Consider the following 26,248-nt stretch of genomic DNA (forward strand, 5'->3'; position numbering starts at 1 on the left):
TTTACCGGTCCTCACTCACGTCAGGAATGACGGGGGTGTATAAACGCCCTCCCCCTAAACGGTGAGCCAGCCACGACAGCACCCCGGAGGTACCCACCAGCAGTGACGGGGTCAGTGAGTACCGTGAAGACTTATCGTCAAGTGTCGCGCGAATAACTGAGGGGCCGTACCCGTTTTTGACGGCTGCACGGATATCCTCGGCGTCGGGCACATCGGGAACGCGAGCAATAATCCAGTTGAGCACCTCCAGGGTTCCTAAGTCCCCGTGGCACAACGTCAAGTTACTCCTAGTTCCGGTACGGAACGCGTACTGCACCGCCCGGTCGAGCTCAGTACGCGGGGAGAACTCCGGCATCCACACGTGTACGGCTGCGAGTGCAAGAGCGATACCCGCAGAGCCAGAGCACCATGTGCCGCCGGTGTGTGCGTCGCCAGTGCCGCTGCGTTCGGAGAGCTGGGCCCGCCAGCCTTCCGCGCACCTGAAACTGTTCAGCCGCTGCAGGAGAATCTTCACGGCATGTTGAGCGCGCCCAGGTGTGGGCATCTCCTGTCCCCAGCGGGCCAGAGCAAAAATTGACCCGCTCACACCGTAGGCGAACCCGCTCACATTCCACCAGTTCTCCTCAACCCGGCCAGCAACAATATCCAGGGCGTGCTTTTCGAGCACCTCCAGCAGGGCGGCGCGGTTGGTGGCGAGGTTATACCCCAGAAGTAGTGTGGCGGCGCCTACCTGGTTATCCAGGTACCCCGGCATCGGATGCTCCACCTGCTCCATACGGGCGGCAACCCGGTCGCCAAGCATAATGGCGGCTTCTTTCAGCCGGGGGTCGTCCAAGTACTCTGCGGCGCTGGCAAGTGAGAGCGCGATACCCGCCTCACCGCCTGAGACACCGTCGCAGGTCTCCGGGGGAATGCTAAAGAGCCTCTTATCGAAGACATCCTGCGCTATCGGGTCTAACACACGGTGCGCAGCCTGAGCGTACTCCGCGTTTCCTAGCGTGTGTGCTGCCTGGGCTAGGGCCATCGCAGGCCCGACCGACCCGGTGTACAGGTCTATCCCAAGAACCGTGGTTTGCCATGCACCAATATGCTGCTGCCAGAGCCCGGGGTTAGGTGCGAGCCACGTCCGGGAGTCTTGCTCACTGCCTCCTAGGCGCAGAGTGCCCGTCAGCTGGTCTGCGATCGCGGCGCAAAGCTCCCGTTCGTGCTGTTCGTCTTCCCCGGCGGAGAGTAATTCTGCCGGGCTATTGGCCAGGGTGTTCGCCGGGTAGGGTGAGATGAAGGCGGCCCAGATCTGTTGGAGCTGCTCCTCTAGGTCATTCTCGTCAAGGGTGGCAATATGCCGCAGGGTTTCTTCCAGGGCGCTGCCTTTAATGCTGAGCCCCACCGGTTTGCCCTCAAACGATACGATGTCAGAGCCATCCGTCTGGTGCATGAAGAAGGGTACGTCGAACCGCCAGAGAGCTTCCGCTTCAGCCGCAACCATATCCAGGGGGCGGTTGTGGCTTAGGGTGGCGGCGCGCAGCCCTACCGTGGCGAACACTTCTTGGGATGCGAGCGCCTCGGGACTGCTGAGCATCTTAAGGATTTGGGTGTAAAACCTGGTTGATTGCAGCAGGGCGCGAAGCATCAGCCCGGTAAAGTTCGCGCGAACCGCCTCAAGCATCGCCTCGCGGTGCTCACAGATCCATTGGTGCATCTGCGTAAACCCTCGGGCGAAGGCACGGGCACGGGCAGCTTCATAGAGACGCCGCTCTTCCAGCACCTCAACACTAGATTCGTCGCCGACGAGTGCCACCATGCTTGCCGCTTCTTGGTTCTCCTCTGGGGCTGGGGCCGGTTCGCGGTTCATCCGGGCGGCAGCATCGTCCCGGAAGGGACGCTCAACAATGACCTCATTAAACGGGTCATTCCCCTGCTCCCCGTGGAGGAAGCCGACGTCACGGTACCCCAGGGAGGCGTCGCGGCGCGTAATACGGGTGGGCAGAAACGCGCTATTGGAAATCCCACGGAGTTTTCGCAGGTGGGCGCTGCCTTCAGGCGGTTGAGGGGTGTCATCGGCGAGGATGTATATGGGGTGAAGCACCGTCTCAAGGTCAATCGGCACGGGCCCGGTGGCCAGGGGGATCAGGTTCTTGGCGTGCATATCTTTGCCCTGCAATGCGTAGAGCAAACCCGCTAGCCGGCCGGAGGCTTCTAAGAAGTCTTCGCCTGAGAAATCTACCTCCTCAGCTTTAATAAACTCCATGAAGCCGTAACCCTCACCCTGGATTACCCGGGCGGCACGCATAGCGGGTGCCCCCTGCTGAGTAAGGTCTTGAACGATCTGCCAGAATGCTCGCTCGCCCTCAACGTTGCGTGATTTGTAGACCACTGTGCCCTGCGTGAACTTAAGGAGGCAGCCAGCACGCCCGCCGCCGTAACGAGTTCGGGGCAGCCCGAAAGATTCAAGCTGAAGTGGTGCGGCATCCGTGGTATTCAAAAGCTCACGGATATCGTTTTCGTGGGTGCGGACACGCTCGAAAATCTCGGCGATCATCGCGTGAAATTGCTGCACCGTCACCTGGTGGATACGGTTCAGAAGTGGGTAGCTTGCGTGGAAGTCATCGCTTAGTTCTTCGTGCCAGCGGCGGCAGTAGTCTTCGTAGCGCCCTTCCGGTGTGTCTGCCTGCAATAGCCCCTGCGCAGAGGCCTTTTTGATGTGGGCAACCAGTGGTCTGAGGTAGAAATTGTTTAAACGCGCCGTTAGGTTATCCAAGAATTGGTTGGTTAAACGGTGGATCTGCGACGTTACAGCGTAGCCCGATGAGGTGATGGCGTGTTCGACGTTTCCACGTTCATTCTCCGCCAGCTGGGCGATGAGCGCGTGGAACATGGAGGGTTCAGCAGTCGGCCCCAGTGCCGAAGACACCGGAGCCGACAACCGTACAATAAAATCGGAGTCAGGCGCTTCGGATGCGGTGGTGCCTATCCGTTCTAGTAACGAAGTGCTAGATACGTAAGATGCTAGGCGTTGGAATTGTTCCTCATCCAGTTCAGGAAGAAGTTCCCTGATTAACACCTGAATTCTCCTTATCTATCGTATTTACTTATCCTCTGGATTTAGGAGAAGCTGCCGCCCCAGAAGCCAAAGCCGTAGCCGTAGCCGCCGCAGCCGCCGCCGCAGTAGCCGCCACCGTAGCTGCCGCCACCAACGGAGCTGTAGTAGCCGCCACCGTGGGAGCCGCCACCGTTAACCTGACCGAGTTCCTGATCGGAGATCTCTTCCAGAAGCGTGATATCCTTGGGCATGGTTATCCTCCTTATGTATTCCTGAACCAATTTCAGGAATAGTATTATCGGTGTCAGTTTGATGTTTTACCATCAAACTCTAGCTGGGTTCCGCAATGACAACGTTCCAAGGCGCCACGTTGGAACCCACCTCCTTTTCATCTGGGTGTTAGGTAACCCAATCAAAAAGGAAACTTGTAAAGTTTTAATTCCCCAGTGGGGTTTTAAGGTATAAACTAACCAGTCACCTCTGACAACATTTCATCGCTAAAGAAATGTGCAGCGGAAATAGGTATTCTAAAGATCTGTAAATGTGTTCGTCAGTAAGGCAAAGTCCAATTTCAGATCACGCCACACACTGCGTCGTACATGCTGTCTGCACTATTTTGGCGCAACAACATGGCCGCCACACAGTAGAGTAGCGCTACGTCATGTGGAAACTTTAGGATGCTTGAGAGTGTAAAACTTTCCCTATCAAATTTAGGGGCCCAATATCAGTTTTCGGAAGCTCTCAACGCTACCTATTCTTTGCATCTTCAATAGAATACCCGCAATAAATTTTCGTCCCTGTAATAAATCTATTGCGTTTCTGGTTAGCTACTCAACTATAACAAATCCCCGGGGTAGGTGCAATAGATTTTCTGGGAAAATCAGAGTATTCCACCCTCAATGAGAGGTGTTATCCGTTACACCAAAATAACCCCGAGCACTGCCTATTAGTGAGCCTCGGCCGAGTCAGGAACTATGGGGGTATATAGGTGGGTATCCCCTGCCCGGCGAGTCAACCACAACAGCACCCCGGAGGTGCCCACCATCAGAGAAGGCGTCAGAGAGTAACGAACAGATTTATCGTTCAGCGTCTCACGCAGCAGGGAAACGTTATAACCGTTCTTGACGGCATCATGGACAGCCTCTGCATTGGACACATCGGGAACGTGCGAGACCACCCATTCAAGGACGTCAAGGGTTCCCAGGGCACCATGACAAGAGGTGAAGTTACGCTTGGTTCCCTCCTGCAGGGAACGCCGGACTGCACGGTCAAGGCTCGCGCGGTTAGAAAGTTCAGGGAGCCAACAGTGCACAGCCGCTAAGGCTAAGGCGACACCCGCGCTACCGTGGCACCAGGTGCCGTCGTGGGCGCTCTCCCCAATAGGTACCCGCATCTGCCAGTATTCCCCGTTATCAAGCTCATCCAAGCGGTTCAGCAAAGTGGCGACTGCCTGCCGGGCACGCTCTGGTGAGGGCATGTCTTGGCTCCACCGGCTGAGGGCGAAAATTGACGAGCTCATGCCGGTGGCAAACCCGCTCTGTGCCCACCACGCATCATCAATACGGCCAGCAATAATGTCCTGGGCGTGCCGGTCTAACACGGCCAGCGGCGCCTGACGGTCAGTGGCCAGTTCATGCCCCAGCAGAAGAGTTGCCGCGCCCACATGGCCGCTCAGATAGCCGGGGGTTGGGTGCTCCACCTTCGCTATACGTGCAGCCACTTGGTTCCCCAGCTCAAGAGCGGCATCTTTTAGCCGCGTGTCACCAAGGTAGCGGGCGCCACCGGCAAGAGTGAAAGCGATACCGGGTTCACCGGCAAAAGCCATGTCGCGTATATACTCAGGCAGCTTAAGCGATTTTTCCCCCGAAAGAATAGTCTCAGCTAGCGGGTCGAATACGCGGTGAGCAGTCTCAGCATATTCTTGGTGCCCCAGCACGTGTGCTGCTTGCGCTAACGCCAACGCAATACCCACTGAGCCGCCGTAGAGATCCGTCTGCAAAACATCAGTATTCCAAATACCATGATGGTGCTGCTGACTGCTCGGGACAGGGCTAACCCACGTCCACGGATCCTCCGGGGCGGTGCCTGAATGAACCGTAGCCGCCAGCCGGTCGGCGATCGCGGTGCTGAGTTCACGCTCTTCCCGCTCTCCCCCACGGCCCTGTCGGATGTCTGCCGGTTCATCCGCTAGAGTATTCGCGGGGTACGGGGAGATAAAAGCAGACCAGATCTGGTTCAGCTGCTCGTCAAGGTCGTCTTCATCCATGTGGGAAATGTGGTTAAGAGTCTCCTCAAGAGCGCTGGTTTTAATGCCCAAGCCCACCTCTTGCCCGTCGGGTGTCATGATCGCGGTACGATCGGCCCGATGTTTAAAGAACGGGATATCGAGCTGCCACAGTGACTCTACTTCTGCTAAGACCAGTTCCAGGGAACGATCGTCGTCAAAGGCTGCGGTACGTAGCGCCACTGTCGCAAAAACACTTTTAGAGGATAATGCCTCGGGGCTGCCGAGCATCCGTACCAGCTGCTCGTATTGCATGGTGGGCTGCAGCACGGCCCGAAGAGTCAGCGCAGCACATTCGCTGCGTACCAGCTCCTGCATAGCGTCACGGTGCTCACACACCCACCGGTACATTTGCTCAAACCCGCGCACAAACCCGCGGGCACGGGCAACTTCCGTGGCGCGCCGTTTCTCAAGGGTGTGGGTATCCGGATCGGTGCCCTGTTGGGGGCCGCCGAGGTCAGAGTACCGGACAGACCGGACAATAGCGTCATCCCGGAAAGGTTGCTCAATGACCGTACCTTTGAAGGGGTTTGCCCCCTGCTCACCCCGGATAAAGCCAATATCAACATACCCTTTTGAGGGGTCTTTACGTACCAGCCGGGTGGGCAGTAAAGCGCTGGTACAAATACCGCGTTCTTTATGTAACAAAGCGCTGTTGTCGGGTATGTCTGCTTTACCATCGTTCAGAAGGTGTGAGCAGTGCAGTATTGTTTCGAGGTCAATAGGGACAGCGCCCTCGCTCGTTGGGATGAGGTTCTCCTCGTGCATGTCTTTGCCCAGCAGAGCGTAGAAAAGAGCTGACAGCTGCCCCGAAGACTCTAAGAATTTTTCGGCCGTGAAGTCTACGTCTTCTCTCTCAATAAACTCCATGAACCCGTAGTCTTCACCCTGAACGACCCGGGCGGCACGCATGCGGGGGGCGCCCTGTTCCGCAAGTTTCTGAACGATCCTGTAGAACGCCCGTTCGCCATCAACGCTACGTGGTTTATAAGCCACCGTCCCCTGGCTAAACACCAGCAGGCAGCCGGTGCGTCCACCGTTATGGTAGTCACCCGCCATGGTGAGGGACTCAAGGGTGAGGGGCTCAGCATTTTGCGCCCCTAAAAGCTCACGAATGCCGCTTTCTTGGGCCTGGATTCGCTCAAAAAGCTCCGCCGCTATAGCGTGGAATTGGTGCACAATAATGCTGTGGACCCGCCGCAGAAGAGGATAGTTCGTATAGAAACCATCCATGAAATCTTTAGGCCAGCGGCGGCAGTAGTCTATGTACCGCTCTTCCGGGGTGTCCCCTTGCAGCAGCCCTTCAGAGGAAACTTTCTTAATATGGGCGACCAGCGGCCGAATATAGAAATTCGCCAGGCGCACCGTGAACTCATCAAGGAGCCCACCAACAATGTTTGGGAAGTGTTCTTTATCAACATAGTGTGAGGCACGAACAGCCTGTACTACGCGCTTATATTCACTCTCAAAAAGCCACGCAAAAAGCGTGTAAAACATAGCAGGTTCGGCCGTCGGCCCCAGTGCTGAAGGCACTGGAGCTGACGGCCGCCCAACAGGTGGGGAATCTGAGGTGGTGTCTAACCGGTCGAGTAAAGAAACGTCTGACACATCTGACACCAGTTGCTGGAACTGTTCATCATCCAGCTCAGGAAGAAGTTCCCTGATTAGCACTCAGTATTCCCCTTGTCTATGTTTTGTTATTAGCAGGAGTAGCCGTACCCAACAGCAGCGTAGTAGTAGCCGCCACCGTAGTAGCTGCTGCCGCTGCCGCAGTAGCTGCCACCGTAGCTACCGCCATAGCTGCCACCGTAGTATCCACAGCTGCTGTAACAGCCGCCGTTAACCTGCTCCAGCTCCTGGTCGGTCAGTTCTTCCATGAACATGGTATCCTTAGCCATGGTTATCCTCCTTATGAATTCCTGAATAGCCTCAGGAATGATTGTGGTTAATCAATAGTTTGATGTTTTCCATCAAACTTTGGCTGGGTTCCAAGATGACAACGTTCCAAAGGTGACAGCTTGGAACCCACCTCCTTTATTGCAGGGGTGCACCCCCCTCAAAAGGAAACTTATAGAGTTTTTAATGACCATTTTGGGTGGTCGAGAATAGAGACCTAGCCAGCAGTTCCCCAAAATATTCCGCTATTAAAAATTGCAGCAGAAAATAATTGCCGCTTAATCTTTAAAAGACTTGAAGAATGAGTTCGCTAGAAAAAGTTAAGCTCTCTATATTTGTCAGCAAAGTATATTTCCTCTACGATGATGCCTATCACCTAGCTACCACGCCACAATACACTTGCTCTGTGCATTAATAGCGCTATACTACGGCCACCACATCACAAAGTGGTGCGACATCAAATGGAAACTTAGGATATGTGAGAGTGTAAAACTGTTCCTATCACACAATAGGAGCCCAATATCAGCTTTCGGAAGCTCTCGATGCTATCCATTCTTTGCATCCTCAATAGAACACCCACAATAAGTTCTCGTCCCTGTAATAAACTTATTGCGACTCTGGCTAGCCCCTCAACTGTATCAAACCACCGGGGAAGTATGCAATAGGTCCTCATCATAATTTCCAAAACTTTTCTCAGAGCCGAAGCAGGTTCGCGGGGTAATCATTATTTCCGCGGTAAATCCCCCTATTTACCCGGTGGTGCCCGCCAAAAACCGACAGCAGCTTTCAAGAACTGCACAGCTCGCTCAGGATGCGCTGGGCTGCTTTTCGGGCGCTCTCGCCAGCGGCGCCAGCCTCATAGGCGTGCAGCGCATCTGCCGCCACATGCAGGCGCAGCACCCGCGGAAGGGCAGAAACCTCACGCAGAATCACATTCGCCCGCGTGGGTGGAGCAGGTTCCAAACCCCAACTCGGGGCAAATTTTGTGAGGTCACCGGACAGAATATAGGCGTCTATTAGAGGGGTTTTTATCCTTGAAAGCTCGTGCCGAACCCCGGTGAGCGCGAGCGCATCCGCACCCGTTCGCAGCAAGTCGCTCGTATCGTAGGGTGCCACATAGTAGTGCACGGTCATCCCGGTGCGGCGCGTGTACTGTCGGAGTGTATCAAGCCCGCAAGCGCAGAGGATGCGGGCGCGTTCGGCGGCAATGCGGCGCGCATCCGGGGTAAGCAGGTGCCCTCCCCCGTTGAAATAGAGGGCGAGCTCGTCGAAAGATTCCTGCGAGATAACGTCACTCATGGCATAAACATAGCAAACACAGAATAATCCGTGGTTGCTTTACCTCTCACGATCGACATATATGGCAAAAATAATCCTATTTCGGTATTATTTTGCCATGCAGTCGGTATCAGATTACGCAAAACATGCTGGGGTTAGTTCTCGTAGCGTTCGGGCGCGCCTTGAACGTGGGTCTTTGAGCGGAGAAAAATTTGCTGGTCGCTGGATGGTGTTGGATAGTCCTCGGAACCATCGTTCTTTGAGCGGACGCAAGATTTCTATGAACTCTTTCAACCAACTTGCGGCTTATATCGACGATCGTACGATCGCTATTTCTCCAGATGCTCGACGTCGCGCTAAAGAGCGAGCGCAGGTCCTCGCCCATACTGGTCTTAAAGCTTTAGAGCGGTACCAAGAACGTAGCGGGATGAAAGTTCATTACTTCCGTGCAGATCCTAGCAATCTTGAGAAATTACGCCATGAATCTGCGCTGCAAATGACGGGGGTAAGCCACGACATTTCGGAGGTTTATTCATCTTTTACTGATGCCTATGTTAAGACGTGGGATCTTGAAACTGTGGTCTACAAATACAGGTTAGAGCCGCGTTTATCGGTACGAGAAGCGAACGTGCTACTCCGTGAAGTTGAAGAATTGCCTCATATTTATAGCCTTCACATCGCGTTAGATCTCCTGGATTTACGCGATGCACGCAGTCGGTCCGAGGCTGAACGGCTTCTAGGGAAGGTTCTGCATGAGCCGCATCATTAGAATTGATGCCAGCGGACCGGAGCTTGAGTCATGGCTGGGTCTTGCAACATGTATAAAATAAGTACATTGATTTATAATCAACTTTTAAAAGTATAGTTTACGAAGATAATAATACCAAGCTGCATTTCCATTAGAACAGATTACTGGCGTAAATTTTGTAACTCATACCGCTATAACAGCATATATAAAAAGCTTTTTTCACATATAAGTTAAGGATAGTAAGCTACCTTCGTAAATAATCCTCAAAGCTCACATCAACTTAGAGGATATTTAGCCGCTTCCAAGGATTCACTTACAAGAGACCAATGTATAAAGCGGCTCCCGCGATCCGAATATTTAAACCAACTATTTTTCTCACCGAAAGAAGCTAATTCATGAATATCTTCCGCAACAAGAAGTGGACTCCCATTGTCTTGTTCCTCATATATACTGCCATTATAATCAAATCGCCATCCCCGATTCTCAGCAACTTGTGCTGCTAAAAAGTGCGGGTGAAGATCTAAACCAGTATTTGTTCCAGGAACACTAAATTCTGTCAATCCCTCCCACGTAATTTTACTGTTAGGTTGCTTCTTACCAAACCAAGACATAAAAACCCTTTCACAGAAATTTTCAAATAGAATGATACGCATACTACAGTATCACAGATTTATATAGTTTATGTAGAAAATTTACCTACCCGACCTCGCCGTCTAGGTAGTACCAGGTGCCGTTGACTTTCTCGAAGCGGGACTTTTCCTGCATGGTGCCTTTCACATGTTCTTTGGCGGGCGTGCCGGGAACCGAGCGGTAGTACGCCGCAAACTCGACCGTGCCCGCCGCATCGAAGGGACCGCCCGAAGAGCCCAGAATATCCAGCCGGTACCAGCGCAGCGTTTCATCCAGCGTTAACTCTGCGGGGCGCGTATGCGGGTGCCAGCTCGCCAGCAGGTAGGGAGCATCGTGCAGGGCGAAAGCGGTAAACCGCGAGCGCATCAGGGCCAGCGGTGTGGGCGCGTTCAGGGTTCCGGATGCGGCAAACTCGCCCAGGTACCGCCCGCAGCAGGCACCGTATATCTCGCCGCTTGTGCAGGAGCAGCGGGTTTGAGGATCATACAGGATTGTTTCGCTCATGCACCCCATTCTAAACGTGCGTGAAAAAGAGCCTTTATTCGAATAAAGCGGCATTTTTAATGCTTTATTCAAATAAAGGCTCTTTTTATTGCCCTAGGAGGGGACATTTTGCAACCATGCGCACAGGCGCAGCGGGTTTAGTTTGCGATAGCGCGTGCCGGGGTATCTGCCGTGGAGGGCTTACCCACGTAGGCGCCACGGTACTTCGCGGCCGGGTGGGAGTCTGCAACCTTAGTCTGTCCCTTACCGAACAGGCTTTCGCGCAGGGTCTCACCTTCGTAGGAGGTGCGGTAGCGTCCACGCTTTTGCAGCTCAGGAACCACGAACTCGATGAAGTCCTCGAAGGAGCCGGGCGAAACGTGGTATGCCAGGTTAATACCGTCCAGTCCGCCTTCATCAATCCAGCGTTCGAGTTCGTCAGCCACCTGCTGCGGGTCGCCCACAATAACCTCGCCCATACCGCCAATAGTGCAGTGCTCGGCAATATCCTTACGCGTCCACTGCTTATCCTTGGCCTGCAGGGTGAAGGGGGTGAGGAAGGACTGAATCGACTCGGTCTTCACATAGTTGAGAACCTCGTCCTCGTCGAACTGGGAAAGATCCACGCCAGACCAGCCGCCGATAATGGCCTGCGAAGATTCCAGGTTCACGTACTTGCGGTACTCTTCGTACTTTGCCTTCGCCTTCTCTTCGGTCTCGTCCACAATAATGGAGAGCATCGCGAAAACCTTGATTTCGTCGCGGCCGCGGCCGTTCTCTTCTGCGCGGTCACGAATGCGGTCGGTAATAATGCGGGTCAGATCGGGGCGCAGCGCACCGATAAACACAACCTCGGCATGCTTGCCCGAGAACTTCTGCCCGCGGCTGGATGCGCCCGCCTGGAAAATCACCGGGGTGCGCTGGGGGCTGGGCTCGGTCAGCCCCGCGCCAGGCACGCTGAAGTACTTGCCCTTGTGCTGAATCGGGTGCACCTTAGCAGGGTCGGCGTAGATGCCCTTCTCGCGATCCTTGACGACCGCGCCGTCTTCCCAGGAGCCTTCCCAGAGCTTGTAACAGACGTCCAGGAACTCTTCGGCGAGTTCGTATCGGGTGTCGTGCTCAATCTGGGTTTCGAGGCCCTGACATTCGGCGGCGGAAGGCAGGTATGAGGTCACCACGTTAAAGCCCACACGCCCGTTAGTGAGGTGGTCAAGAGAAGCGTACTTGCGGGCAAGCGTGTAAGGCTGCTCGTAGGTGACAGCTGAGGTCACGCCAAAGCCCAGGTGCTCGGTCACGGCGGCCATTGCGGAGATCTGCATAAACGGATCGTTCACGGGCACCTGAGCGCCGCCTTCGATAGCAGGTGCGGCGGAGTTCTTGTAAATATCGTAGATGCCCACAACATCGGCTAAGAATACGCCGTCAAAGAAGCCCTTCTCAAGGATCTGTGCCAGGTCAGTCCAGTATTTGATGGTGTTGTACTCGGTAGCGCGGGAGCGGGGGTGGCGCCAGAGGTCAAAGCTTTGGTGACCCACACAGGTCATGTCGAATGCGTTAACTGCGATGCGCTTCTTCTGCTCAGCCATCTACGTTCCTTTCGCGAATGTTCGGGTGTTCCTGCACCCCGCGCGCCGCCTCCTTATAGGTGGTGGCCTTCTTGGTGTTCCAAGTTGTGCAGGTGGCGCATTCGCGCCGTACTTGCTTCGTGTTCCTTGAAGCCAGATCATCATCTGGGGCACCCCGCTACGGGAGAGGGTTGCCGCCCGGCTAGCCAGAGCTTTACGCCGGGACTCATAATCCTTGCGTTCTGAGTGTATCCCCTCGCAGATGGGGTGAACAGTATATGACGAACATTAATTTTTGTGACTCCGCACCGTAATATTTCGCATGAATCATGCAATATTTAGTCACCGTTAGTCACGGTACGTCATGTGTTTTCGCTGCAATGGCGCCCTCCTCTAGGGTTATAGGCGTAACCCATCCAGAGCGACTGAGAGACCTGGCTCGACGACGTCGCAGCAACCCCTAGCGGGTGCTAACGCCAGGACCGATGGAAGTAACATGACACAGAATCACCACACCCAGCTACCCGCCAACGCCCAGACGATCACTTTCGACGCCGTCAGCCAGTCGTTCCCACAGTCCGGCAAGAACACGCACGAGGTGCTTCGCGAAGTAAGTTTTACCGCCGCCGCGGGAGAAATTATTTCGGTCATTGGCGCATCAGGATGCGGCAAGTCAACGTTGTTGCGGGCCGCCGCCGGACTGAACCGCATTACGGGCGGGCAGGTGCGCATCGACAACACCCCGGTGAGCGGGCTTGATCAGCGGGTGGCAATCGGTTTTCAGGAGCCGCGCCTGCTGCCCTGGCGCACCGTCGCCGATAATGTAGCGCTTGGGCTGCCGCAGGGCACCCCAAAGACACGAGCGCAGGAGCGCATCCGCGAGCTGCTGCGCCTGGTGGGGCTCGCCGACTACGCCACGCACCGTCCCAAAGAAATCTCCGGCGGAATGGCTCAGAGGGTTTCTTTGGCGAGGGCGCTGGCGCGTGAACCCGGGGTGCTGCTGCTGGACGAACCGTTTGGGGCGCTTGATGCGCTGACCCGCATTAAAATGCAGGATCTGCTGCTGGATATTCACAGACAGGACCCAACCACGGTTCTGCTGGTCACCCACGATGTGGAAGAGGCGCTGTACCTCTCAGACCGGGTGATTGTGCTTGGTAAGCCCGCGCCCGATGCGTCCGCAACGATCACACGTGTAGTCACCATTAGCGACGCCCACCCGCGTGATAGGGCCAGCAAAGAGCTAACTGCCCTGCGGGCTGAGCTGCTGACAGAGCTCGGCGTGGAAAAAGCCGATACCGCCTTGGTTCCCGCCTAGAACAGGGCGCTGACTCCCGCGTGCTCTAGGGCCGCCGCACGCCTTCACCCCCTCTTGGTGAATAATTATTCATCTTCTTACTGTTTTTCTCACCCCATCAGATACCCAAGGATTACCCATGACAGCCATCACCAGAGCTGAAGCTCTTAAGGGCTTGCTGGCCTTCAGCGCCCTCACCACCGTTCTTGCCGGATGCGCCGGAGAAGGCGCAGGAAACCCCGGCGCGGGATCCGCAAAAGGCAAAGACACTGTGACCGTGGATTACGCCACCTACAACCCGCTCTCCCTTGTTATTAAAAAGAAAGGGTGGTTAGAGAAGGCCCTTCAGGAAAAAGGTAAAAAACTGGAATGGGTCAAATCAGCCGGGTCAAACAAAGCCAATGAGGCTCTGCGTTCGGGAAACATTGATGTGGGCTCAACTGCCGGTTCTGCCGCGCTGCTGGCCCGCGCGAACGGCTCACCCATTAAGGTGATTGACCTGTACTCGCAGCCCGAATGGTCGGCGCTGGTCACCACCAAAAACTCGAATATTCATGCAGTATCAGATTTAAAGGGTAAGTCGGTGGCGGTCACCAAAGGAACCGACCCGTACTTCCTGCTGCTCCAAGCGCTCAAGCAGGAAGGCATCGCGGCAAAAGAGGTAACCATCCAGAACCTGCAGCACGCCGATGGGCGGACCGCCCTCGATAACGGGCAGGTCAACGCCTGGAGCGGGCTCGACCCGATTATGGCCAGCGCGGAAATCGAAAGCCACGACGTACTGTTCTACCGCAACCTAGACTTCAATACGTACGGGTTCCTCAACGCCACCGAGCAGTTCCTCACAGACAACCCGGACGCGGCGCAAACCATCGTGAACGTGTATGAGTATGCACGCAAATGGGCGCTGGAAAACACTGCTGAAGCAACCCAGATTCTCGCCGACGAGTCCGGTATTAAGTTAGAAACCGCCAAACTCGTGATGGAACGAACCCACCTGAATATTGACCCAATCCCAGGGGACAAGCAGGTGCAGGTGCTCAAAGGTGTTGGCCCGATCCTCGTCGAATCCGGGGACGTCCCCAACCAGTCAGACATTGATAAGGCGCTGAGCAGCATCGTGGACGACACATACGCCAAGAAAGCCGACAGCGCCGCCGTTGAGAACGTGAAGAAGACGGTGAGCTAGCCATGAGTGTAACCCTCGACAAAATTTCCAACGCCCCGGAACTTTCAGATACCCCCAAACACACGAAATCCGCAGCCGCAGAAACCGCCGCAGCCCGCACGGCAGCTGCCAGCACCGCTGCCGGGCGCACCCAATTGGCGAGCTCCCACCGCGGCCAGCCCCGGCCAAGGCGCGCCCTGCCCCTGGGTGCTAAACACTATGTGGGGCTTATCCTGCCTGCAGCGCTCATCATGCTGTGGTATGTGCTGAGCACCGCCGGGGTATTCACCGCGGTGCAGCTGCCCGCCCCCACCCGCGTCATAGCCGCCGGAACCGAGCTGGCCCAGCGCGGTGAGCTAGCAACCCACCTGGTAATCTCCACCCAGCGGGTGGTGCTCGGGTTCAGCATCGGCGCGGTGCTGGGGCTGTTTCTGGGGGCGATTATCGGGCTGTGGGGGCCCGCGCGCATCGCCGCAGCGCCCACCATTGGGGCGTTACGCGCCGTGCCCTCGCTCGCCTGGGTTCCGTTGCTGCTGCTGTGGATCGGCATCGGCGAGAACTCTAAAGTAACGCTTGTGGCAATCGGCGCGTTCTTCCCCGTGTACACCACCGTCTCGGCGGCACTGGCACACGTGGATCCTAAACTTGTAGAGGCTGCACGCGCCTTCGGGTACCGGGGCGTTAAGCTTTTCACTACCGTCCAGCTGCCCGCCGTGCTGCCGTCTGTGGTGTCGGGTCTGCGCCTGGCGTTAGCGCAGGCCTGGCTGTTCCTGGTGGCTGCCGAGCTATTGGGGGCCTCCATGGGCTTGGGGTACCTGCTCACAGATTCGCAGAACAACGGGCGCACCGACCGTCTGCTGCTGGCAATTGTGCTGCTGGCGGTGCTGGGTAAGCTCACAGATGCGCTCATTGGCGTGTTTGAGCGCTGGGTGAAGGCAAAATACCCCAGCAACTAGGCGCCTTAGCCGTGCGGCGCCCCGAAAGGAAACCTTGGTGAAGTACAGACCAAGATATTCCTTCCGGGGCGCCACTCAGCTGCCTATCCTCTACAGCAGTTAGGGCAGCAGGCCACGTTCCCGCGCGAATTCAGCGGTTACCTCGTTATAGTCCACCTCAACCTCATCGGGGTCCGTCCGCGGGGTACTCGTCACACCCTGGGACGTCGCGCTGGCCGCAAACCGTAGAGTCTTCATATCGCTCTTCGCCCGCAGCGTGCTCATGCGCCGGTTACCGTTCACATCAGCGGCGACCGGCTGCGCATCAATCACGCCGTTCTTGTTAAAATCCACGTTACGGTGCGCAGGTTTGCCCTTACACAAGTACCCGTAGGCGTTCGCCCCAAGCCCGCGCCGCTCATCCAGGTTCTTCTCATCCAGCGGCATATGCTCGTGCGTTGAATACCCGAAGTAGTTCTTACCCCCGGCGCGCGGCACGCCGCTGAGCTGGTACTCGTAGTTCATAATGCTCAGATAGTTCGGCTTGTAGTTCTCCTCATCGGCCCCACCGTGCCGCAGCCCCAAGTTATGCCCCAGCTCGTGGATGAATGTGCCCACCCTAATATCGCTGCTGGCACCCCGCCAGTAGGTGTGCCCAACGGTCACAATAAATCCGCGAGCGCCCGTGAAACCCAGCCCCGAAGAGCTCGTATTGCCGTAATAGTCGCCCCAGATCATGTAGTGAAAACCAGCGTCACGGGCCGAGGCGAAATGACGGTTTTTCAGTGCCGCCCAGTCCCCCATACCGTTAAGCTTCTGATGCGGAATCTCGTTCCCGCCGCCCAGGTTGTACTTCGCGCTGCGGGCGGGCCCGGCATCCAGGTGGATACTCACACCCCGCGTACCGTCAGGGTTACGTAGCGGCAGGGAGGCGAACACCTCGGTAATGCGGTCAAGGTCGGCTTCGGTGGCGAGCTCACCGGGCATGTAGTCCATCTCAACAAAAATATCTTTACGGTACGGGTTGGCCCCCATACCCGGGTAGTCAACGTCAACTGTGCCGTCGCCATCGGCGTCATAGCCGCTGATCTCCCATGCGTTCGGGATACCGTCACCGTCCGTATCATACGTGTTGATGGTGCTTGCGCTGGCGGGGACGGCACCGGCTGCGATTAAAACTACGGTCGCGGCAAAAAGGCGCGCAGATTTCATGAATGCCACTGTGGCTCCTAGGATGCTTGTGAATTGAGTGAATGAAATACAGCTAATTGGCGCACCACAACCACCCCCGACACGCGGTACGCGCGGCGCGCTGCGACGCGCACCAGCACGAAAATGCATAAAAATCCGCTATGTCCGGGGTTGAAGTGCACAAATTTTCAAATATTTCCTACACATAATAGCGCCATTACAGCGCGCAGGCACACTTGTCTACTACACTGGATAGGTCGTATTCACTCACATCGCATACATTCACACTCTCTCAAATACATACAGGAGTCCACGTGACCCACGTACCCTTCAGGGGCGGCCTCACGCGGCGCCGCGCACTCGCTGGCGCCGCATGGTCCGCCCCCGCCGTCGCCGCATCCGCAACGGCCCCAGCCTACGCAGCCTCGGACCAAGTAGTTGCCGTCGACTACGGGGTATTCACTCAGGCGTTTAACACCACCATGGATAACCCCAACAGCACCTTCTTCGGGCTCGACTCGTACCACGGGCAGCTCACCGACACGCGCGCATCCCGCACCACCAAGTGGGAGGGCCTGCTCGCCGCAGGCGGGGGCACGTTCACCCCCGGCGGCAGCGTCGGCAACGGCCTCTACGGGGGTGCCGGGCTATGGTTCGCCGCCCCGCACACAGCATCCGGCGAATACACGGGAACCACCACCCTGCGCACCGGGGCACGTTTCAGCATCAAGTACACGTTCACGTTCGCCGACGAGATACAGACCCGCCCGCCCCTGCTGTGGGAGGACGGGGAACAGCAGCAGGTGGCTGCGCTCGCTCAAAGCGCCGGTGGTGCCCGCTCGAACAACCCGCGGCTTGCGGCGTTCAACGGGGCCGGTTTCACCGCGGTATTCCGGGAATCAGACAGCTACGGGACGGAGTGGCGCGGCACCCTCGACATTGTCACCGCTGAGGACGCGGTGGCCTCAGCTGAGGGGATGCAGGTGTTTAACCAGGTGCTGTTGAGCCAGGTGCCCGTGTACTACGACCAGGTGGGTGAGTCGTTTAGCCTGCGAACAACCGTGACCGTGGTGGATGCGACCCTGCTGCTGGAGCCGGTGAACAGTGCGGCCCCGTCCGAGCAGAATATTGCGGGGCTTTCCGCCAGTGCCACTATCACCCACTCCCCCGCGTAGGCCCTGCGCACGCCGCTAATGGATGAGCTGATTAGAGACAAGCTCCCGGTAGAGGGGTGAGAACTCCATGAGTATGTCGTGCGTGCCTTGGGCGACGATCCTGCCGTGATCCATCACGTAAATCATGTCCGCATTAACGACGGTGGACATGCGGTGGGCAACCATAATCATGGTTGATTCGGGGGCGGCGTTATTGTTCAGCACAGACACCACCAGCTCTTCGCTAATGCCGTCAAGCTGGGAGGTGAACTCGTCCAGCAGGTACACCTGCGGGTTTTTCAGGATCACGCGGGCTATGGCCAGCCGCTGCTTCTCACCCCCGGATAAGGACGTGCCGCTGCCGCCAATGTTCAGGTCCACGCCGTGCCCTGAACGTTCTAGCACTTTTTCCAGCCCCAAATCTTTGAGGATGCGGTGCGCGGCAGCGCTATCGGTGCCGCGCCCCGAGATGTAGACGTTATCGAGGAGCGTGCCCAGAATCAGGGGGGATTCCTGCTGCACCAGGCCGATTTTGGCGCGCACAGCCGGGATGGAAATGTCTGAGCTTGCGGTGCCGGAGTAGAGGAGGTTCCCGCCTGAGATTTCGTAAAGCCGGGCGATGAGCCGCAGCAGGGTGCTCTTGCCCGAACCGGAGGGTCCCACGATGGCGATCTTCTCCCCCGGGGCGATGCTGAGCGTCATCCCGGAAATCAGGTAGGGTGAGGCCCCTTCCTCAGGTTCGGCACCGTATTTAAAGCTGACGTTATCCAGCAGGATGGAGCGGATATCACGGTTTTCGTGGTATGTGTCCAGCTGTTCGGGGTACTCGTCCGGGATGCCCAGGATCTCCTGGATGCGGGTAATGCCTCCGCTGGCTTCGGCAATATTGCTCATGGTGCCGAAAATGTACCCCAGCGGCATGATCATCATAACCAGGAACATGACGAACGAGACCAGGTTGCCGACGGTAATTATCCCGTTCGCGACCCTGACCCCGCCAACGCCAAGAACCACTAGGAACGTGATCTGCATGGCCACCGCAGAGATGGGGGTGATGAGGGCGACAAGCCGTGCCACTCCGATCCCCTTAAGCCACGCATTATCGACTTTCTGCTGCAGCCGCTTAAACTGGTGCCCCGCCGCGTTCTCCGTCCGAACGAGTGAGGAGGCCTCCAACACGCTGGACACATCCGAGCTCAGCTCACCCACCGCCTGCTGCATTTGCGCGCTGGATTTTTCGACCTTAGAGGTTGCCATCGTGACGGACACGACCGCCAGCAGGGATATGACGGCGGAAATAGCGAGCAGCAGGGGGTCGATGAAGAACATCCCGATCACCGCCCCAATGAGCGTGAAAACACCCACGAACGACTGCACGAACCCTTCCGTGAGGCAGCGGCGCAGCAGCATCGTGTCATTAATGACGCGGGAAAGGACGTCTCCTTTGGTGTATTTCTCTAAGGCGTCCAGGGGGATGCGGAGTATTTTCCGCACAAGCTGCGTGCGTGCGTCACGGGCCACCGATTCGGCGACTTTCTGGATAAAGTACTGCTGAACACCGTTGAGGATGGCCCCGATAATGAGCACCAGAATAATGAGAACCGGCAGGTAACCAATACCCTGGGCGGATCCTGCGGAATCAACAAGATCGTTCACTATTAACGGCTGCAAAAGCGACGCGGCTGAGCTTGTGAGACTCATTAAACAGATAACGGTCAGCAGCCCTTTAAAGGGGGATAGATACGAAAAAACTACCCCCCAGGATGACTTCCCATTATTTTTAGCTTTCACCATAGTCTCATGCGCCTCACTTCTTGGGTGCCGCCGCCCTCACCCTGTTTTTGCCTGAATGGTTACGGCGTTAGCGGGCTTCTGGGTTGGTGGATGCGACAGTCACGAACCCCTGCACATCGTGGTGCTCATTAATGGGTTCCCCCTCGACGGTGACCCATGCGTGCGCAAGGAACGGTTTCACCCGGAACCCGGAAGCCCACACCACTTTCCGGCGCATGAGAGAAAGCAAAAGGTAGGTTGAGATGGACCGTGCCAGGCACCCCCGCTCCCCACGGCACAGCGGGGAAACTTCACGCACTTTCGCATCAACCGCGAGCGCCTGCTGAATGGATGAGCTTTTCTGCAGGGGCCGGAACATTTTCAGCAGGCGAACAATAACGGTGACCGGCAGGCGCGCAATAATCTTTGCCGCACACACCGCCAGGCGCGCTTTGATACTGCTGACGGTGTGCGCGTCTGTTGCGGTGGTGGGGTTATCACCCATGGTCCTCGCCTTTCTCTAGGACACCCATCGTCCACAGTTCCCGCAGGGTGCCTTCAAGGTCCTCCCGAATCTCGTCCGGGTCGGATTGTGTGTACTGGCGAATGAAAGAGTCAATGATTTCTGAGTTGCGGCGCCCCTGCTCCACGAGGTCCAAGATGTGCTCTGTGGTGCTGTTTCCTTGAAAATAGGCGCTTCGGGTGGGCACAAAAACCACGATGCCGGACTCGGTGCCCGAAATTTTGACGCCATCGGCGATGCAGAACCTCTCGGGCAGTGACGCGTAGCGTTTATACATAGTTTTCACGTAGCCATACCTCCATGTGGGTCATACGTTCAAAATCGTAGAGTGTCTCTGAGCTGCCCAGGGGGCTGTTTGCGATCGTGCGGACAGTGTCTATATCCACAAGGTTCAGCTCCGCCAGGAGACTGTCGCCGATCATTTTCAGGAAGTTTTCTTTGCTGCGTTCGTAGTCTTGGTACAGGTCGAAGCTGTAGTCGCTTTTGTAGATGTCCCGGTAGAAGAACTCGGGCAGGGTGCCTTTCATGGCTTCCAGGATGACGGGTTTGCTCATCCCGTGCCCGCTCAGAACACCCGGGTACACCAGGGAGGAGCGGATCATGTCGTCCTCAAGGTAGGGTGCGGCAAATTCCAGGCCGGTTTCGCTGAAATACTCGTTCATGCCCCGAAGCACTTCCCCCTGAAATTCCAGGGACCCGTAGATGTGGAACCGGTATTTATCCAGTTCTTCTTCCTCCGGCGGGATGGGGGTCGCCCTCATGAGCTCAATGACTTGCTCGGTAGCTTCTTCGGATAGCCAGGAGGGCAGCGTAAAGTTCGGGAACCAGGAGAAAGCATCGATGTTTTCAGGGATGTTCTGGCCCCGGCGGGTCAGGCGCCGCTGCAGCTCACGCTGTTTCGTTTCTGGGGAGAAAGCGGCACGTAATGTCGATACTTTCGGCCAGCGGGCGGCGGCCGCAACGGAGCTAATGGCTTTAATAGCCCGCATTTTCTCACCCTGTTTGAAGTAGAGCAGCGCCTGAACAGGCATGGGCTCAAACAGCTCGTCCCCGCCAATTCCCAGGCAGTGGATGCTGGAGCCGCGTTCCCGCGCGCTGCGCACAAGGGCGGTAAGGTGCGGAAGGTTAGCGTGCCATGCGCGGGGCGCCTCGGAAAACCCGCGAAGCTCGTCCGGGATGGTGAAACCTGCGGTGCTTTTCGTAAATGAGTCAAGCTTAATGAGGTCTATGGCGAAGTGTTCGGCTATTTTCTGGGCGAGCTGCGTATCGCGGTTGTCTTTATCGTCCGTCCCGGCGTGAAACGCGGTGAAGGGAACATTCTGCGCTGCGAGGAGCACGGATATGACCGTGGAGTCCACGCCGCCGGACAGGTCGGCAGATACGTGGGTGCGCCCTTCAGCCAGCCGCCTCAGAACCGAGTTCAAAACGGTGTATACGTGCTGTGACACATCGGAAAAAGATAGGGTGCTGTCCTGCAGGCTGAGGGCATCTGCGAAGTACGAGGTGTTCTGCACAGACCCGTGCTCGTCTTCGCATACGGTGGTGGCTGGGGGCAGCGCCATAATGTTCTCCCAGTAGGAGACGCGGCGCACCCACCCCGGCGGGTTACGGCATAGCCCGAGGGCCACCCGAGACATATTAATAGCGGGATTAAGGGCATCCACTAGGGGTTTTACTGATGTGCTCAGAAGATCCACCGGCCCCAGCTTTGAACGGTACACGCTGCGGTGCCGCGAGACGGAAGATACCAGCTCGCTACCTGCGGTGGAGTCGGTGTTTGATGCGGAAGCCTCATGAGTGGGTAACGGGCGAACAGTTATATTATTCGAGCTGCTACGAAGAAAGTGAGAAATCTTCTGCACGTTACCGGATGTTGTGTATAGCTCTGCCACAGGATTCCTTATCGTCACTTTCCACATTAAAAATATGGGCTCGTTTAATTATTGTTTTTACCGCATCCCACTTTTATGCGGATTTCTGCGAATAATAAACAAGTCACCTGGCGCGCAGGGCGCTATTTATAGAGCAACTTCAGGGGGAGTCACAAGCCGGGCACCGGAGAGAACATCCCGGTATTTCCCGTATATAAGGCCGTGAGTGCAATCTGCAAAAGAGTTCATCTTCATAAAACGTGCCTTAATATACATATTCTTCCCCTTTTCTTAAATATTTTAAAATTCTCAAATTACATATATTATCTACACAGATTTACCCTAACCCGTAAATTGCATGGTTTGCAAGGGATTCTCACGATTATTTTAATTTTTCCTGAAAGTATTTCTGCTTAAAATAGCAGGTTTACACGAACTGCCCACCACCAGCAGCGCCGGTAATTCCCGCATATGAGCAGAAGCAATTAATGTCATAGCAGATACCCGATGCGTGAAAAGGTGGGCTGTGAATGGCACGGGCTCTGCAAACATTGGTTGGCAACTCAATAGAAAAGTGGGTGCCTCAGAAGAGGCACCCACTTTAAGCCTTGGCGGGAAGCTACCATGAGCCTCCACTGACGCCTCCGCCGGTGAAGCCACCGCCGCCTTCGAACCCAGAGTTAGGTCCACGGAGCGCACCGAAAATATCTCGATAGCTTCCCCAGAACCAGCCGTGAGTAGCTTCCTCGAAGGAGCCAAGCCTAGTAAGTTGCGCTTTGGTGTACATAGAATTTCACCTCAACCTATCCTCTATTACCACTCGCTTGAGCCTCCGGCACCGTTGAAATTAGTCCTGGGGCCATGCCATACCCCGTAAACATCACGGTAACTTCCCCAGAGCCAGCCACGGGTAATATGCGCAAAAGAGGAAATCTTTTTAAATTCTGGCTTAATATACATTATGCCCCTCAAACAATATGTGGAATATATTGCATTACACAACTGTGCATGAATTTCCAGAAGTTTCTAAATAAAATGTATGTTATTCCGGTTCTACCCAAAGGCAAAGATGCTACTTATTAGCGTACCGGAGGGCTCCGTAAATATCACGACGATTCCCCCAGTACCATCCATGAGTAGCGGCCTGGAAAGAGGTAATTTTAGTGAACGTTGCTTTGGTGTACATTGCATTATCCAATCATCATAAGCCCAAATTTCTTGGACATAGGCTCTTCTAGCCTACTGTGGTGTAGCGTAGCTTAAATTCCCTGCACCACACAAGAGTTTTTACATTATTTTATAGTTCAAAAAACAATTATTTACCCGCAAATTTTATAGGCTGCAAATATTTATCTCTGTAGGATAATGCCTGCCCCTGCGCTTCCAGCAGCTCTTATAGCAGTCTAATAACCCATCTTCTGGTGATAGTTTTGATGATATCCGCTACATATGCTGCAAAATATTCACCAGGTTCCCCAGCGGATCGCGAACAAAAAACCTCCGCACGCCCCAGGGCTCTTCAGCAACACCGTATTCAAGCGTAATACCTGCCGTATGAATGCGGGCGAGGATTTCATCAAGATTATCTACTTCAACCGATAAATCAGGCACCGGGGTACCTGATCCGCCTTCACTAGCTATGCTGACCTGCACAGTCGTAGTTTCCGCATTGCCGTAAGTCTGTATCCATCCGTGATCCATGAGCAGCTCCAGGCCCAGGATGTCCCGGTAAAAAGCAGCAGCTGACTCAGGTTTATCAGCGGCAAGATTAGTAACGATACGCTTAACAGCCATCAGACGCCCCTTCCGTGAGTGTTTTATTTTGGCTCAATCTTCAGGCACTTACGATGAAGCCTATCAAGAGATGCAAGCCTACGGGGCAAGATTAAGAACGGGTTTAAGTCTAAAGCTCATTAGATTTGCGGGTTAGAGTTTCTCCGCCCGGCCGGCTGTACGCCTGGGGTGTATGCGACGCGAGAGCTAATCTCTGGGTGCGGGATCAAACAAATATTGCGGAATGTTACGAACATGGTGTGCACACGCGCAATATGACGGGGTGTCTTTGCACCTGCGCCAGCTACAGGGTTTACTAGATTGGTAATCCATCTAGAGCGACCGAGAGACCTGGCTCGACGACGTCGCAGCAACCTCGCCTGCGGTGGCGCATCATGCGCCCTCATAACGCCGAAGGTGCTAACGCCAGCAACCGATGGGAGATACTGTGGGACTGCCCAGCCCCTTCTCGTTCACAAACCCGCTAGCCCCTACCCCCAACCCCGCGCATGAATCTGATGAGGCACGGGTAGCGTTCTGGGAAAAACAAGCCGAGCGCCTAAGCTGGGGCAAGGCCTGGGACAACGCACATACCTTCCAGAAACCGCAGGTTATCGGAACCGATGCTGAGGGCATCGAAGAATACTCCGTACCCGAGATTAAGTGGTTCGAGGGCGGCAAACTTAACGTCGCCTACAACTGCGTGGACCGCCACGTGGAGGCGGGCCGCGGCGACAAAGTGGCCCTCTATTTCGAGGGTGAACCCGGCGATCGTGAAGCTATCACCTACGCCGAACTGCAGCGACGCATCGCCCGCGCCGCCAACGGCCTGCTCAAACTCGGCGTGCGTAAAGGCGACCGTGTAGTAATCTACCTGCCGGTTATTCCCGAAACCATTATTTTCACGCTTGCGTGCGCGCGGATCGGCGCAATTCATTCGCTCGTGTTCGGCGGGTTCTCGGCGGAGGCACTGAAGTTCCGGGTGGAAGACACCGGCGCGAAGGTTCTGATCACCACCGACGGGCAGAACCGCCGCGGCAAGGTCGTGCCCGTGAAGGTGAACGCCGATGAAGCATGCTCGGGTGAGAACAATATCGAGCATGTGATCGTGGTGGACCGTACAAGCGCCGCAGACCCCGTGGCGCACGCGCAGGTTCCCTGGACGGCCGGGCGCGATATTTGGTACCACGACCTGGTGGACGATCAGCCCGATACCCACGAGTACGAGCTGCACGATGCCGAAGACCCGCTGTTTATCATCTATACCTCCGGCACCACGGGCAAACCCAAAGGCCTGGTGCACACAATGGCGGGGTATTTGGTGCAAACCGCATACACCCACGCACTGCTGTACGATCTGCTGCCGGACTATGTGGATGACGACGGGGTGCTGCGCCCCGATGAACTGTCTGCCGTGAACGACCCGGCGAAGGTTGAATCGACTGTGCACTGGTGTACCGCCGATCTCGCGTGGGTGACCGCACACACCTATGAAATCTATGGTCCGCTTGTGAATGGGGTGACCGAGGTTATTTTCGAGGGTACCCCCAATACTCCGCATTACGGCCGTCATTTCGAGGTTATCGAACGCTACGGCGTCACCAACTATTACACCGCGCCCACCCTGATTCGTTCCCTCATGGGGGCTTTTCCTGACGGCCCCGAACCCGGAAAATACGACTTCTCAACTGTGCGTCTGCTCGGGTCTGTGGGCGAGTCCATTAACCCTCAGGCGTGGAAGTGGCTGCGCAAGCACGTGGGCGGGGGTACCGCATCGTTTATCGATACGTGGTGGCAGTCCGAAACCGGCTCGACCATCTGCTCCCCGCGACCACACGACCCCGCCTTCGCACCCGAAGGGACCTTCCCCGAAGGCACCCCGCACTGCACTCCCCTTCCCGGATGCGCCACCCGCGAAGTCCCCGGCGTCTCGGTGCGCGTGGTGGACGAGCACGGTGACCTCGTTGAGCCCGGCAAACAGGGCTTCATTGTGGTCGATAAGATCGGCCCCTCCATGGCACGCACTGTCTGGGGCGACCCGCAACGCTACCTGAATTCCTATTGGAAGCACTACGGTACGCGCGGCTGGTTCCTCGCCGGTGACGGCGCGAAGGTCGATGATGAGGGCAACGTGTATATTTTGGGGCGCATCGACGATGTGATCAACATTTCCGGGCACCGCCTTTCGACCATCGAAATTGAGTCTGCGCTCGTGACGCACCCGGCCGTGGTGGAGGCTGGCGTGTGCCCCGTGGAGGACGAGCTAACCGGCCACCAGGCAGTCGCCTATGTGACGCTCACCGACGAAGGCCGGGCACTGACCGAAGATGAGCTGAAGGCGGCACTCACCGAGCATGTGCGCGAGCATATTGGTCCTATCGCTAAACCCAAGGATGTGGTCGCGGTCGCCGATATTCCTAAGACTCGTTCAGGGAAGATTACCCGCCGCCTGCTGGGCGAGCTCTACCAGGGGCATAAGCTGGGCGATATTTCTTCGCTTCAGAATGAGGAGGCGCTCGGCGCTATCGCACAGGTACTCGTAGACACCGGGCGAGTAAACCCGGATGCGTTCACCGAAGAGCAGGCGGCAGCGTAGGGAGCGCATCGCCAAGCGGTATGCACCCTCTTTCGAGAGCATA

General features: G+C 56.2%; 21 protein-coding genes and 3 riboswitches. Of the genes, 6 read left to right on the forward strand and 15 right to left on the reverse strand.

All coding sequences use genetic code 11. The annotated features are described in order from the left end of the window. Nucleotide 1 precedes the first annotated feature (1 nt). From lanM (I6I94_RS04835) to I6I94_RS04855, 5 genes are all read right to left on the reverse strand, one after another. A complete protein-coding gene (lanM, locus tag I6I94_RS04835) occupies nucleotides 2-3,061 on the reverse strand; it encodes a type 2 lanthipeptide synthetase LanM (protein ID WP_201620948.1) in 3,060 nt (1,019 codons plus the stop codon). 41 nt (nucleotides 3,062-3,102) lie between these two features. Beyond that, nucleotides 3,103-3,291: a hypothetical protein gene (locus tag I6I94_RS04840; protein WP_006888468.1), complete on the reverse strand. Its 189-nt coding sequence runs from the start codon at nucleotides 3,289-3,291 to the stop codon at nucleotides 3,103-3,105. Nucleotides 3,292-3,986: 695 nt separating this feature from the next. Then, entirely contained in the window at nucleotides 3,987-6,995 is a 3,009-nt protein-coding gene (gene lanM / locus I6I94_RS04845) for a type 2 lanthipeptide synthetase LanM (protein ID WP_201620949.1), read from the reverse strand. A gap of 29 nt (nucleotides 6,996-7,024) precedes the next feature. Then, nucleotides 7,025-7,222 carry a class IIb bacteriocin, lactobin A/cerein 7B family gene (locus tag I6I94_RS04850; protein ID WP_128087412.1) on the reverse strand — a complete coding sequence of 66 codons (198 nt, stop codon included), beginning with the start codon at nucleotides 7,220-7,222 and terminating at the stop codon, nucleotides 7,025-7,027. Nucleotides 7,223-8,006: 784 nt separating this feature from the next. Continuing rightward, nucleotides 8,007-8,519 (reverse strand): hypothetical protein, encoded by a 513-nt coding sequence (locus I6I94_RS04855; RefSeq protein ID WP_128087411.1) that lies wholly within the window; start codon nucleotides 8,517-8,519, stop codon nucleotides 8,007-8,009. A gap of 259 nt (nucleotides 8,520-8,778) precedes the next feature. Here I6I94_RS04855 and I6I94_RS04860 point away from each other — a divergent pair, with 259 nt between their 5' ends. Next, nucleotides 8,779-9,267 carry a hypothetical protein gene (locus tag I6I94_RS04860; protein WP_236588951.1) on the forward strand — a complete coding sequence of 163 codons (489 nt, stop codon included), beginning with the start codon at nucleotides 8,779-8,781 and terminating at the stop codon, nucleotides 9,265-9,267. A gap of 254 nt (nucleotides 9,268-9,521) precedes the next feature. On the opposite strand, the gene I6I94_RS04865 is transcribed toward I6I94_RS04860, so the two are convergent. The 3 genes from I6I94_RS04865 to I6I94_RS04875 form a co-directional block, all read right to left on the reverse strand. Then, the gene (locus I6I94_RS04865) at nucleotides 9,522-9,899 is read right to left on the reverse strand and encodes a hypothetical protein (protein ID WP_128087410.1); all 378 of its coding nucleotides are present in this window, start codon (nucleotides 9,897-9,899) and stop codon (nucleotides 9,522-9,524) included. A 43-nt stretch (nucleotides 9,900-9,942) separates the two neighbouring features. Continuing rightward, a complete protein-coding gene (locus I6I94_RS04870; RefSeq protein WP_128087409.1) occupies nucleotides 9,943-10,380 on the reverse strand; it encodes a YchJ family protein in 438 nt (145 codons plus the stop codon). A 137-nt stretch (nucleotides 10,381-10,517) separates the two neighbouring features. Further along, nucleotides 10,518-11,945, reverse strand: a complete 1,428-nt coding sequence (locus I6I94_RS04875; protein WP_004006498.1) for an LLM class flavin-dependent oxidoreductase — start codon at nucleotides 11,943-11,945, stop codon at nucleotides 10,518-10,520. Between the two features lie 103 nt (nucleotides 11,946-12,048). Beyond that, nucleotides 12,049-12,158: riboswitch (SAM riboswitch) on the reverse strand. Nucleotides 12,159-12,333: 175 nt separating this feature from the next. Then, nucleotides 12,334-12,416, forward strand: a riboswitch (SAM riboswitch). Between the two features lie 4 nt (nucleotides 12,417-12,420). Between I6I94_RS04875 and I6I94_RS04880 the strand changes: the two genes are divergently transcribed. The 3 genes from I6I94_RS04880 to I6I94_RS04890 all read left to right on the forward strand — a co-directional run bounded on the left by I6I94_RS04880 (nucleotide 12,421) and on the right by I6I94_RS04890 (nucleotide 15,345). Beyond that, nucleotides 12,421-13,242: an ABC transporter ATP-binding protein gene (locus I6I94_RS04880; RefSeq protein WP_128087408.1), complete on the forward strand. Its 822-nt coding sequence runs from the start codon at nucleotides 12,421-12,423 to the stop codon at nucleotides 13,240-13,242. Between the two features lie 118 nt (nucleotides 13,243-13,360). Next, nucleotides 13,361-14,410, forward strand: coding sequence for an aliphatic sulfonate ABC transporter substrate-binding protein (locus tag I6I94_RS04885; RefSeq protein ID WP_128087407.1), 1,050 nt, complete (start codon nucleotides 13,361-13,363; stop codon nucleotides 14,408-14,410). A 2-nt stretch (nucleotides 14,411-14,412) separates the two neighbouring features. Further along, entirely contained in the window at nucleotides 14,413-15,345 is a 933-nt protein-coding gene (locus I6I94_RS04890) for an ABC transporter permease (RefSeq protein WP_128087406.1), read from the forward strand. A 99-nt stretch (nucleotides 15,346-15,444) separates the two neighbouring features. Here I6I94_RS04890 and I6I94_RS04895 read toward each other — a convergent pair whose 3' ends face one another. Further along, nucleotides 15,445-16,536 (reverse strand): C4-dicarboxylate ABC transporter substrate-binding protein, encoded by a 1,092-nt coding sequence (locus I6I94_RS04895; RefSeq protein ID WP_236588962.1) that lies wholly within the window; start codon nucleotides 16,534-16,536, stop codon nucleotides 15,445-15,447. A 293-nt stretch (nucleotides 16,537-16,829) separates the two neighbouring features. On the opposite strand from I6I94_RS04895, the gene I6I94_RS04900 reads away from it, so the two are divergent. Further along, the gene (locus I6I94_RS04900) at nucleotides 16,830-17,690 is read left to right on the forward strand and encodes a transcriptional initiation protein Tat (RefSeq protein WP_201620952.1); all 861 of its coding nucleotides are present in this window, start codon (nucleotides 16,830-16,832) and stop codon (nucleotides 17,688-17,690) included. A 15-nt stretch (nucleotides 17,691-17,705) separates the two neighbouring features. On the opposite strand, the gene I6I94_RS04905 is transcribed toward I6I94_RS04900, so the two are convergent. The 6 genes from I6I94_RS04905 to I6I94_RS04930 all read right to left on the reverse strand — a co-directional run bounded on the left by I6I94_RS04905 (nucleotide 17,706) and on the right by I6I94_RS04930 (nucleotide 23,630). After that, nucleotides 17,706-19,370, reverse strand: a complete 1,665-nt coding sequence (locus tag I6I94_RS04905; protein WP_201620953.1) for an ABC transporter ATP-binding protein — start codon at nucleotides 19,368-19,370, stop codon at nucleotides 17,706-17,708. Nucleotides 19,371-19,530: 160 nt separating this feature from the next. Then, nucleotides 19,531-19,947: a lasso peptide biosynthesis B2 protein gene (locus I6I94_RS04910; protein ID WP_128087402.1), complete on the reverse strand. Its 417-nt coding sequence runs from the start codon at nucleotides 19,945-19,947 to the stop codon at nucleotides 19,531-19,533. Beyond that, the gene (locus I6I94_RS04915) at nucleotides 19,940-20,242 is read right to left on the reverse strand and encodes a PqqD family protein (protein WP_236588963.1); all 303 of its coding nucleotides are present in this window, start codon (nucleotides 20,240-20,242) and stop codon (nucleotides 19,940-19,942) included. The genes I6I94_RS04910 and I6I94_RS04915 overlap by 8 nt, the downstream gene beginning before the upstream one ends. Continuing rightward, nucleotides 20,235-21,857, reverse strand: a complete 1,623-nt coding sequence (locus I6I94_RS04920; RefSeq protein ID WP_172425646.1) for an asparagine synthase-related protein — start codon at nucleotides 21,855-21,857, stop codon at nucleotides 20,235-20,237. The genes I6I94_RS04915 and I6I94_RS04920 overlap by 8 nt, the downstream gene beginning before the upstream one ends. 598 nt (nucleotides 21,858-22,455) lie before the next feature. Next, the gene (locus tag I6I94_RS04925; protein WP_157769145.1) at nucleotides 22,456-22,623 is read right to left on the reverse strand and encodes a hypothetical protein; all 168 of its coding nucleotides are present in this window, start codon (nucleotides 22,621-22,623) and stop codon (nucleotides 22,456-22,458) included. A gap of 656 nt (nucleotides 22,624-23,279) precedes the next feature. Further along, nucleotides 23,280-23,630: a VOC family protein gene (locus I6I94_RS04930; RefSeq protein WP_006888509.1), complete on the reverse strand. Its 351-nt coding sequence runs from the start codon at nucleotides 23,628-23,630 to the stop codon at nucleotides 23,280-23,282. Between the two features lie 305 nt (nucleotides 23,631-23,935). After that, nucleotides 23,936-24,052: riboswitch (SAM riboswitch) on the forward strand. Nucleotides 24,053-24,057: 5 nt separating this feature from the next. On the opposite strand from I6I94_RS04930, the gene I6I94_RS04935 reads away from it, so the two are divergent. After that, nucleotides 24,058-26,205: an AMP-binding protein gene (locus I6I94_RS04935; RefSeq protein ID WP_201620954.1), complete on the forward strand. Its 2,148-nt coding sequence runs from the start codon at nucleotides 24,058-24,060 to the stop codon at nucleotides 26,203-26,205. Nucleotides 26,206-26,248 lie beyond the last annotated feature (43 nt).

It is taken from the genome of Rothia aeria (genome assembly GCF_016726365.1).
Classification (GTDB): domain Bacteria; phylum Actinomycetota; class Actinomycetes; order Actinomycetales; family Micrococcaceae; genus Rothia; species Rothia aeria.

Bases quoted from the DNA above. Each gene is read 5' to 3' on its own strand.
- I6I94_RS04840 (WP_006888468.1), bottom strand. From the start codon at position 3,291: ATGCCCAAGGATATCACGCTTCTGGAAGAGATCTCCGATCAGGAACTC.
- I6I94_RS04850 (WP_128087412.1), bottom strand. From the start codon at position 7,222: ATGGCTAAGGATACCATGTTCATGGAAGAACTGACCGACCAGGAGCTG.
- I6I94_RS04855 (WP_128087411.1), bottom strand. From the start codon at position 8,519: ATGAGTGACGTTATCTCGCAGGAATCTTTCGACGAGCTCGCCCTCTAT.
- I6I94_RS04860 (WP_236588951.1), top strand. From the start codon at position 8,779: ATGAACTCTTTCAACCAACTTGCGGCTTATATCGACGATCGTACGATC.
- I6I94_RS04865 (WP_128087410.1), bottom strand. From the start codon at position 9,899: ATGCGTATCATTCTATTTGAAAATTTCTGTGAAAGGGTTTTTATGTCT.
- I6I94_RS04870 (WP_128087409.1), bottom strand. From the start codon at position 10,380: ATGAGCGAAACAATCCTGTATGATCCTCAAACCCGCTGCTCCTGCACA.
- I6I94_RS04875 (WP_004006498.1), bottom strand. From the start codon at position 11,945: ATGGCTGAGCAGAAGAAGCGCATCGCAGTTAACGCATTCGACATGACC.
- I6I94_RS04880 (WP_128087408.1), top strand. From the start codon at position 12,421: ATGACACAGAATCACCACACCCAGCTACCCGCCAACGCCCAGACGATC.
- I6I94_RS04885 (WP_128087407.1), top strand. From the start codon at position 13,361: ATGACAGCCATCACCAGAGCTGAAGCTCTTAAGGGCTTGCTGGCCTTC.
- I6I94_RS04890 (WP_128087406.1), top strand. From the start codon at position 14,413: ATGAGTGTAACCCTCGACAAAATTTCCAACGCCCCGGAACTTTCAGAT.
- I6I94_RS04895 (WP_236588962.1), bottom strand. From the start codon at position 16,536: ATGAAATCTGCGCGCCTTTTTGCCGCGACCGTAGTTTTAATCGCAGCC.
- I6I94_RS04905 (WP_201620953.1), bottom strand. From the start codon at position 19,370: ATGAGTCTCACAAGCTCAGCCGCGTCGCTTTTGCAGCCGTTAATAGTG.
- I6I94_RS04910 (WP_128087402.1), bottom strand. From the start codon at position 19,947: ATGGGTGATAACCCCACCACCGCAACAGACGCGCACACCGTCAGCAGT.
- I6I94_RS04915 (WP_236588963.1), bottom strand. From the start codon at position 20,242: ATGTATAAACGCTACGCGTCACTGCCCGAGAGGTTCTGCATCGCCGAT.
- I6I94_RS04925 (WP_157769145.1), bottom strand. From the start codon at position 22,623: ATGTACACCAAAGCGCAACTTACTAGGCTTGGCTCCTTCGAGGAAGCT.
- I6I94_RS04930 (WP_006888509.1), bottom strand. From the start codon at position 23,630: ATGGCTGTTAAGCGTATCGTTACTAATCTTGCCGCTGATAAACCTGAG.